The organism is Methylomagnum sp., from assembly GCF_054333355.1.
Genome location: NZ_JBTEKS010000158.1, coordinates 1 through 9,275 on the forward strand (window position 1 = coordinate 1; position 9,275 = coordinate 9,275).

6 protein-coding genes are annotated in these 9,275 nt (G+C 61.3%); 2 read left to right on the plus strand and 4 right to left on the minus strand.

Annotated features, from left to right (window positions below; genetic code table 11):
* Nucleotides 1-234 precede the first annotated feature (234 nt).
* Nucleotides 235-1,545, minus strand: a complete 1,311-nt coding sequence (locus ACXWUF_RS12860) for a sensor histidine kinase (protein ID WP_458495071.1) — start codon at nt 1,543-1,545, stop codon at nt 235-237.
* Nucleotides 1,542-2,207, minus strand: coding sequence for a response regulator (locus tag ACXWUF_RS12865; RefSeq protein ID WP_458495072.1), 666 nt, complete (start codon nt 2,205-2,207; stop codon nt 1,542-1,544). The genes ACXWUF_RS12860 and ACXWUF_RS12865 overlap by 4 nt, the downstream gene beginning before the upstream one ends.
* A 464-nt stretch (nt 2,208-2,671) precedes the next feature.
* On the opposite strand from ACXWUF_RS12865, the gene ACXWUF_RS12870 reads away from it, so the two are divergent.
* Together ACXWUF_RS12870 and ACXWUF_RS12875 are read left to right on the plus strand one after the other, a co-directional pair.
* Nucleotides 2,672-6,004, plus strand: a complete 3,333-nt coding sequence (locus ACXWUF_RS12870) for a DUF748 domain-containing protein (protein WP_458495073.1) — start codon at nt 2,672-2,674, stop codon at nt 6,002-6,004.
* On the plus strand, nt 5,953-6,126 hold the full coding sequence (locus tag ACXWUF_RS12875) for a hypothetical protein (protein ID WP_458495074.1): 174 nt from the start codon (nt 5,953-5,955) through the stop codon (nt 6,124-6,126). Before ACXWUF_RS12870 ends, ACXWUF_RS12875 begins: the two co-directional genes overlap by 52 nt.
* A gap of 82 nt (nt 6,127-6,208) precedes the next feature.
* Here ACXWUF_RS12875 and ACXWUF_RS12880 read toward each other — a convergent pair whose 3' ends face one another.
* Nucleotides 6,209-8,908: a PAS domain S-box protein gene (locus tag ACXWUF_RS12880; protein WP_458495075.1), complete on the minus strand. Its 2,700-nt coding sequence runs from the start codon at nt 8,906-8,908 to the stop codon at nt 6,209-6,211.
* Between the two features lie 48 nt (nt 8,909-8,956).
* Nucleotides 8,957-9,275 (minus strand): STAS domain-containing protein (locus tag ACXWUF_RS12885; RefSeq protein WP_458495076.1); only part of this gene is annotated, 319 nt, incomplete at its 5' end.

A 9,275-nucleotide genomic window follows, 5' to 3' on the forward strand; every position in this document is an offset into this window, starting at 1 on the left:
CTAAGTTTAGGTTTCGCTTCAGGGCGGCGCGGTACTGCGCGCCGCGTGTCCCCGGGCGTCCGGCTCACCGGCCCCCCGAGGTGCTGCGCAGTCTACCACCCCCCCTCCCCGTGTCAAGATGAAATCGCGACATTTTGTCGCGGTCTGGAATGGTGGGTCTTGCGTAACTAGCACGAGCAAAAACCCGTTCGACTATCCATCACAACCGAGGCTTCGCGCAAAGGTGACCCGCCTTCATAAACCACGCTGATCTGGGAATTTCACCCTAACTCGCAACCCCCGCCCCGAACGCAATTCAATCGTCGCATCGTGTCGATCCGCGATAGCCTTTACAATGGCAAGCCCGAGTCCCGTACCGGATTCGCGGGTCTGTTCGCCGCGATAAAATCGGTCGAACACCCTCGTCAACTCATGCTCGAAAATTCCCGGCCCCGTATCGCTTACCTCCAGCATCGGGCAGCCATCCGCCAGCCGCACGGCCACATCCACCCTGCCCTGCTCGGGCGTATAGCGCAAGGCGTTCTCCATTAGATTCGAAGTTAGTACCCGCAAATCATCCGGGTCGCCGAACACAACCGCCGCATCATTTGAAGCAGGAACGCCAAGGTCGATGGCCTTCGCATTCGCCAACCCGCCATATTCCGTCACAACCTGCTTGGCTATATCGGCAAGCCCGATGCGTACAAACGGCTTAGGCGCGTAATCCGGTTCCTGTCGCGCCAATGTCAAAAGCTGCTGAACCAGCCGCCCAGCGCGATGGATCCCCGACTTCAAGTCATCCAGCGCCATCTTCCTCTCGGCATCGGATTGAGCGCGTTCGATTAATTGCGCTTGGAGTTGCAACGCGGCGATAGGGGTCCGTAATTCATGGGCCGCATCGGCAATAAAAGCCCGTTGGGCAGCCAGCGCTTTTTCCAGACGATCCAACAAGCCGTTAAGCGAATGGACCAAGGGCAACACCTCCTCCGGGACTTGCCGCTCGGGCAATGGTTCCAGCGCCTTGGGTGTGCGGGAAGCCACGGCCCGCGCCAAGCGGTCGAGCGGTGCCAGCCCGCGTGTGACCAATAGCCAGATCGCCAGCCCCAGGCAAGGCAATAACAATAAGAGGGGGAGAAGCACCCGCGCCGCCGCCGCCAAGGCCATGCGCTCGCGGACACTTAAGGGTTGCGCCACTTGGATCACTTGACTCCGGGACCGAATGGCAAACACCCGCCACGTCCCTTCACGGGTATCGACATTGGCATAGCCCCCTTCCACGAAGCCGGGCAACTCGCGATGCGGATGGGAGTAATACAGCCGCCCGCCGCCCGCGTCCCAGACCTGCATGACCAAATCCAGCCCTTCCGGGTCCGCCTCCACGGGTGGCATCCACATTCCCTGGAACGCCGGCTCACGCAGCGACAGCGCAATCTGCCGCAGATGGTAATCGAATAACTCGTCGGTCCCTTCCCGTTCCGCCCGATAAATCGCGAACCCGACCAAAAGCAGGGCCATCGTCACGGCGCCCGTCAGGACAATAATCAAGTGCCGCCGAATCGAACTCATGGCCCTTCCTTCGGCAAGAAATATCCCACTCCCCGCAGATTCAGCAACCACTCCGGTCCCAGCTTGCGGCGCAAGCCGTGGATGTAGACCTCCACCGTGTTGCTTTCCACCTCCTCGCCCCAGCCGTAGATGCGATCCTCCAACTGCTTTCGGGAGAGCGGCACGCCGGGACGTTCCAATAGCGCACTCAACAAGGCGAACTCTCGGGTCGAAAGGGATACCGGGACACCTTTAAGAAGGACTTCGTGGCTGACCAAATCGACCCGCAGATCACCGTATTCGATGCGCGACTCAGCTCGCCCCGCCCGGCGGCGCAGAAGGGCGCGCACCCGGGCGATAAGCTCGTCAAGATCAAAAGGCTTGACCAAATAATCATCCGCGCCCGCGTCCAATCCCTTTACCCGGTCGGCCACCGCATCGCGAGCGGTGAGAATCAAGACCGGGAGGGTATTTCGTTGGGAACGCAATCGGGTCAGTAGCTCCAGTCCGTTCTTGCGCGGCAGGCCAATATCCAACAGAAGCAACTCGTACACATCCTCTTCCAGCGCCAATTCAGCGGCCACGCCGTCCCTCACCCAATCCACGGCATACCCTTCCCGCTTGAGTCCAATTTGGACGCTTTTACCAATCATCGAATCGTCTTCCGCCAATAGCAGCCGCATAACGCACCCCAAATAAAGGCAAGCCTATCCCGCCTGGTTATTATCCCGTCGATCATTCAACGCACCTCCGGCGCGGGGCCGCAGATTGTCGCCCCGCCGGAAAACAATTAGGTGATACCTGGAATGAACATACCCAAATCGGACACCCGCAAAAACCCCCTCCCCGACCCTCCCCTTATCAGGGGAGAGAGAAAAAGCCCTCTGATTACAAGGGGCTGGGGGTTTAATGGGCAAGCTCTTTTGCGGAAATCACCTAACCGCTCTGAAAATTCACGACTCGATTTCCGGCGGCGGATGCCACAAAATGCCGGGCGATTGGGCGGAGCTGGCACCGCCAGCATTGCCGGAAGTCAGCACCCAATGAGGCACCGGAAGTGGCGCTCCATTTCAACGGCCCGCTCGATAACGCCTTACCGAACACCGGGCGGCAATGCTGGGATATTCATGGCTTAAGGTAAAACTCCATGCGTCGGCTTATCAAATGGGCAACCAACCGCTGGCTGCTGACATTGACGGCAGTGCTGTTGATCTACACCCTCATTGGATTTTCGCTCGTCCCTTTTCTTGTTCAGCATTACACGCCACGCTTGGCCGCCGACTGGCTCAAGCGGCGGGCTTCCGTCAGCGAGGTCCAGTTCAACCCGTATTCGTTCACTGTTGAAATTAGGGATTTGGCCTTCGACGAAGCGGACGGACAACCCCTGCTGGCGCTCAAGCGCTTATTCCTAGATTTCGAGCCGTCCCAGTTCCTTGCCAGCCGCACCTTAGCCTTGGCGGACCTGCAACTCGACGGGCCATCCGCCAGCCTAGTGCTGGACCCAGCCGGCAAGCTCAATCTGGCGAAAATCGCCGCCAGCCTGCCCCAATCCGAGGAGCCGACTCCGCCCCCCGCCGACGAGCCGCCGCCCCGTTTTGTATTGGGCCGCTTCACCCTGACTGACGGCGCGGTCAAGTTCACCGATCTCGGCAAATCACCGCCCATAAACGAAACCGTCGAGCATCTCGACCTGGAACTCAAGGGCATTTCGACCCTTCCCGACCGCCAAGGCGCCTACCAAATCGAAGCCGCATTGCCCGACGGCGGCAAATTGGCATGGCGAGGCGATGTCTCCCTGAGTCCCGTGGCGTCGAGCGGCGAATTAAAGATCGAGGCACTTCGCTTGGCGACCCTGTGGAACTTTATCAAGGACCGGCTGAACCTAGCCGAACCGGGCGGCGTTCTCGACCTATCCGCCCAATACCAACTCAGCTATGCCAAAGATAAAACCGCGTTGTCGGTCAGCCATGGCGTATTCAAGCTTTCTGGGCTGCGGCTAATTTCCGCCCAGGCTAAAGAGCCGCTGCTCGCTTTGGAAGAAATCGGTTTCGACCAAGCCAGCTTCGATCTGTCCGGGCAGACCATTCGCGTCCCCGTCCTCACCATCCGCAAAGGCACGGTCAATGCGTCGGTCGATGAATCCGGCCAAGTCGATTGGCTAACGCTGCTCAAACCCGAATCGGTCGGCAAAACGCCCCAACCCACCCCGCCAGCGCCCGAACCGCCCGCCCCCGGCCAACCCTGGAAAGTGGCGCTTGAAAAATTCGAAATCGCCGAACTCAGCCTCAACTACGCCGACGCCAGCCACAAATCGCCGTTTGCCGTATCGGTCGGCGACTTTGGACTCAGTTTTGGTGCCGAAGCCGAAGCTGGCGCGGACGTCCCGAAGGCCCGTGTCGATCAGTTGGCCCTTCACCTCAACCAGGCCACGCTGACCCAACCCGGCAAGTCCGCGCCGCTTTTCGGCTGGGATTCGTTCGCGGTGGCGGGCGGTCGTCTCGATTTAGAAAAGCGGGAAGCCGCCATCAAAAGCGCCGATCTCAAAGGCGGCGGCACGGCCATTGTTCGAGAAGCGGATGGCACGCTTCGCCCCCTCGATATATTCGCCCCGAAGGGAGCAGCCAAGTCCGCGCCAACCAGCGACACCCATCCCAACGCGCCGGAGCCATCGGAAAACAAGCCCTGGCGTTTCGCGCTGGATCAATTCTCCCTGCAAGGCTTCGGCGTGGCACTCACCGACCGGAGCCTTGCACCCGAATTGGCCTACCACGTTGATGACATTCGGGCGACCGTCAACCACGTCAGCAATGACGGAAAAACCCCCGTAACCTTTGACGCCCAACTCAAAGCCAGGCAGGGCGGCGCGTTGCAAGCTTCCGGCACAGCCTCGCCGACAGGCGACTCGGCCCAAGCCAAAATCAAGATCGACCGCCTCAACCTGACACCGTTACAGCCCGTCATCAGCCAATTCGCGGCCCTCAAGCTCGATAGCGCCAACGCCTCCACCGACCTGAACGTGAATTTCCGCCAAGGCGAATCCAGTCCATCAGTACAAGCCACTGGCGGTGCCAGCCTGAATAAGCTGTCGCTCAAGCAATCCAAGGATGGCAAGCGGTTCCTGGCCTGGAAAAGTTTGGCGGTCAACGGCCTGAGATTCGGCTTGGCGCCGGATGGCTTATCCATTAAAGAAGTGCGAATCGTCGAACCCGACACGATCATCGCGATTGCCAAGGACCACAGCACCAACCTCGCCGCCGTCTTCAAACCGCAAAAGCCGGAGCCGCGCCCGGCCAAGCCGCCCGCCCGTCCCGACAAATCCAAACCCGCCGCCACTCAACCGTTTCCGGTTTCGGTGGAGCGGGTCCGCATCGACGACGGCCAGATTGATTTCAGTGACATGAGCCTAGTGCTGCCCTTCGCCACCCACATTCACGACTTCGATGGCGCGGCGACGGGCATTTCGATGACACCCAAGAGCCGGACCACCCTGAAATTCACGGGACGGGTGGATGAATACGGCGAGGTGAAAGTCGATGGCTCCTTAAATCCGCTGCAAATCAAGGCGTTCAGCGACATCAACGTGGTGTTCCGCAATGTCGCGATGAGTTCGCTTTCCCCCTACAGCGCCACCTTTGCCGGGCACAGGATCGAGTCCGGCAAGCTCAACCTGGACCTCACCTACAAGATCGACAATAGCCGCCTGAAAAGCCAGAACAAAATCGTCCTCGACCAATTCACCTTGGGCGAGAAAGTCGAAAGCCCGGACGCCTTGGACCTGCCCTTGGATCTCGCCATCGCCCTGCTCACCGACAGCGAGGGCAAAATCCAGGCGGCGGTGCCCATCGAAGGCGACATTGACAATCCGCAATTCGACTATGGCACGGTGGTCTGGGATGCCGTGGTGAACTTGGTCAAGAAAGTCGTCACCGCCCCCTTCAACGCCATCGCCGCCGCGTTCGGGGGAAGCGATGAAAAACTCGACGCCGTGCTGTTTGAACCAGCCAAGGACGCCATTCCGCCGCCCGAGCGGGAGAAGCTTCACAAAGTGGCCGAGGCGCTCGCCCAGCGACCAAAGCTCCGGCTGACCGTGCATGGCGGGTTCAATCCAACGCTGGACGGGGCCGCGCTTCAATCGCTGGAGGTCCGGCGCGATCTGGCCCGCCAGATGAACGTGGCCTTGTCGCCCGGCGAGGAATCCGACGCGGTGTCGTTCGGCGATGCCGCCACGCAACGGGCACTGGAAAAGCTTGCTTCCAAGCGGGGCGGCGGTATCGCGGAAGCCGCGCAGGCTGACTATCAGAAGGAAACCGGCAGGCCCCCGGCAGGCCCCCGGCGCGGATCGGTGCCGTGGCTGGGCTGGTGGGGCGGGCCAGCGACACCCCGGAGTTCTACGAGAAGCTATTTAATAAGCTGGTGGAGACGGCACCCTTGCCGCCCGACCAACTGGAAGCCCTCGCCCAGCGGCGCGGACTCGCCGTGATAACGGAATTGGCCGACAAGCAGCATTTGGATAAAGCGCGGATAGCTGTCGGCAAAATCGAAGCCACCGAGGACAGCCCCGAAGGCAAAGTACCCGTGAAGCTGGAGCTTATGGCCGAGTGAATCAGGTGGCTGGGTTGATGAGCGGAATCCAGCCCTTCGGCACTACGAAGCGCGGGGTTTTACGCTCCGCCAGCCTGCCCCGCTAACCACCCGCCACTTTTTCCATATCCAGAACGACTGGCAGCCAAACCCGGAAGGTCGCGCCCCGCCCCGGCTTTGAATCGGCGGAAATACACCCGCCGTGAGCTTCAACGATGGTGCGACAGATGGACAAGCCCAGCCCGATGCCGCCCGGCTTCGTGCTGACGAAAGGCTCGGTCAGGTTGGCCGCCATATCGTTGGGAAAACCCACGCCGGTATCACTGAATCCAAGCTCGATGCCATCGTGCCCCATGGGCTTGGCCTGTAACCGCAACTCGCGGCTGTCGGAATCGCAGGATTCCATGGCCTCCATGGCGTTCACAATCAGATTCAACACCAATTGCTGCAAATGAACCCTCCGCCCCCAAACCATGGGCAGGCTTGGCGACAAATCCATCCTCAGCTTGACGTGGCGACGCCGCAACTCCGCCTGGACCAACAGTAGGCAATCGTCGATCAAGGCCGGGAAGGACAGCCTTTCCCACTGCTGATCCTGCCGCCGCACCAAGCCGCGTATCCCCTTGACCACTTCGGAGGCCCGCGTGGAAAGCCGCAGGGTCTCGTTGATGACCTCGGCCAGGGCCGGATTGTGGGCCAGCACATCGCCGAACCTCAAACTCGCGCCGCCCAAGTAATTGGCGATGGCACCCAGCGGCTGGTTGATTTCATGGGCCACCATGGCGGCGAGCTCGCCCGCCGTGGTGAGCCGCTGCGCGTGGAGCAATTTCTCCTGCTGCTCCCGCAGGCGCTCTTCCAGTGCCTTGCGCTCGCTGATGTCGCGGTACACCCCGGCGGCCCGCAAGGGTTTGCCCAAAGCGTCATGTTCCAGCACCCGGCCACGGGCGGACACCCACGCCCATTGCCCCGTCGCGGGGATTAGGTAGCGGTATTCGGCCTCGTAGAATGGCAACCGGCCTTGCAGATGGGCCTCCAACGATTCAAGCGTCCGCTCCCGGTCGTCCGGGCACAGCCCACTCACCCAAACTTCATAGCGCCAGCTAATATCGTTCGGGGTTCGCCCAAACAGCTTCGCCCAGCGGTCGTCCACGGTCATCGCCCCGGTGCCGATGTCCCACTCCCAGGAACCCAGCTCCGCGCCCATCAAGGCCAATTCCAGCCGCCGCTCACTTTCCTGCAAAGCCTGCTCGGCGCACTTGCGTTCCGTGATGTCCTGTATCACCGCGCCAGCGGCGACGATCTCTCCACCCACCTTCAACGGATAGTAATTCGCCAGCCAATGCCGCCTGATGCCCGGCTGGGCCAGGGTCTCGCCCGCCACCTCGATGTTGGCGACCACTTCCCCCAGCGCCACCGCCCGCCGATAACACGACTCAAGCATGGGCCAGAGGTTCGGTACGATGTCTCGCACCGAGCGGCCCACATGTTGGGAAGCCGGCACGCCGGTCATTTCGGCATAGGCATGATTGATGTGGATGTACTGAAAATCGCGGTCAACGAACGCCATTCCCACTGGCGCCGCCGTTTGCAGGGCATCGAGCAAGGTGCGATTGAAGCGCAGATCCTCCTCCACCCGCTTGCGCTCGGTAATGTCGATGCCAATCCCGATGCTCGTGCCGTCGGACAACAGAACATTGGCCCACGAAGTGTGGAGCAATCGCCCGTCTCTGGTCATGACATCGAAATCGAAAAAACCGGGACGCGGGTTGCGTATGAAGTCGATGACCGCCTTTCGCACCACCGGGTCCGGGTAGAGTTCGGCAAACAAATCCCGCGCCTGAATATCTTCCAGCGACCAACCCAGGGTTTGGGTCCAACAATGATTGACGAACAGGAGCCGCCCGTCGGAATCAATGAAGTCGATCATCACCGGGATGTTGTCGAAGATGGTTTGCAGGATTTCCTTCTGGTGCCGCAACTCCAATTCGGCCCGCTTCCGTTCGGTAATGTCAGCCAGGGCGCCGGTGGCATAAATCGGCCTGCCGCCCGCGTCCGTCAGGATGCGCCCCCGGTCGCGCACCCAGCGGATCGCGCCATCGGGCAGCAGGACGCGGAACTCCTCGTCGTAGACGCCGCCCTCGGTCGTCAGCCGCCGGAACGCGGCCTCAATACGCGCCCGATCATCCAAGGGGATGCGGGCGGTGCTGGGCACGACCGGTGCCGCACTAGACTCGGGGGGCAGGCCGAGTATCCGGTTGACGTTGGCGTCCCGCGATTCCAGTCCGGCCTCAAAGTCGATCCACCAAGTCCCCACCTCGGCGGCTTCGACGGCGAAATGTAGCCGCTCGTTCTGCTCATGGCGCAGCCGCTCCATGGCTTGCTGCTGCGCCGCCAACTCGGCCTGCAAGCCTTCGATGCAGCGCCGGTCCGCCGTTTGGCGTTCGAGCAAACTAGCAAACGCCTCAATGGCCGAGAGCCATTCCGGCTGCGAGTAATTATCGCGGAGGCACGCATCGGCATAGGCCGCGTCGGCTTTGTCGGCCCGGCCCAGCAGGCGGATCACGAAAACCGGGGCAATGGTCCGTTCCCGGGTCACCTGACAGAATTCGCCCAGATCGAAACTGGGCCGTTCTCCGCGCAGCAGAATCAACACTGGCTCCGGCCCGAATTGCCGGACGAACTCAAGCGCCGCCGCCCTGTCCGACGCCTCGCCCACCCGGAAACCGGCACGTTCCAGCACCCGGCTCCGCGCCGCACTGGAACGACGATTGCCGTCGATGTTCAGCAATACCACATGTCCCATGGAAGCTGTTCCCCAAGAGTATCGAAAAACGAACAACCCGCCGCTTCGCTAACCGCCCCAGCGGGCCAGCGGCGCGCCAAGGCCAAGAGGGCGTGAATTCTCCTCCTCCCGCACCACGGACGCCTCTTCCAGGATGCGGTCTTCGATCCACTGCACCGCCTCGTCCAGCTCGCTGAAAATCCGCGCCGCCCGCTGATTGCGAACCAGCCCGACCTGATTGAAATAACGCTGCATATCAAGCCCGGAAGGCACCCGCGAAGGCAATTGGCTGAAAATCAGGAAGCCTTCCCGCTCGGCCAGCTGGTCCTTGATTTGCTCAAGAACATGGGCGGCGGTCACGTCCACCGACTGCACCCGGCGCATGTCG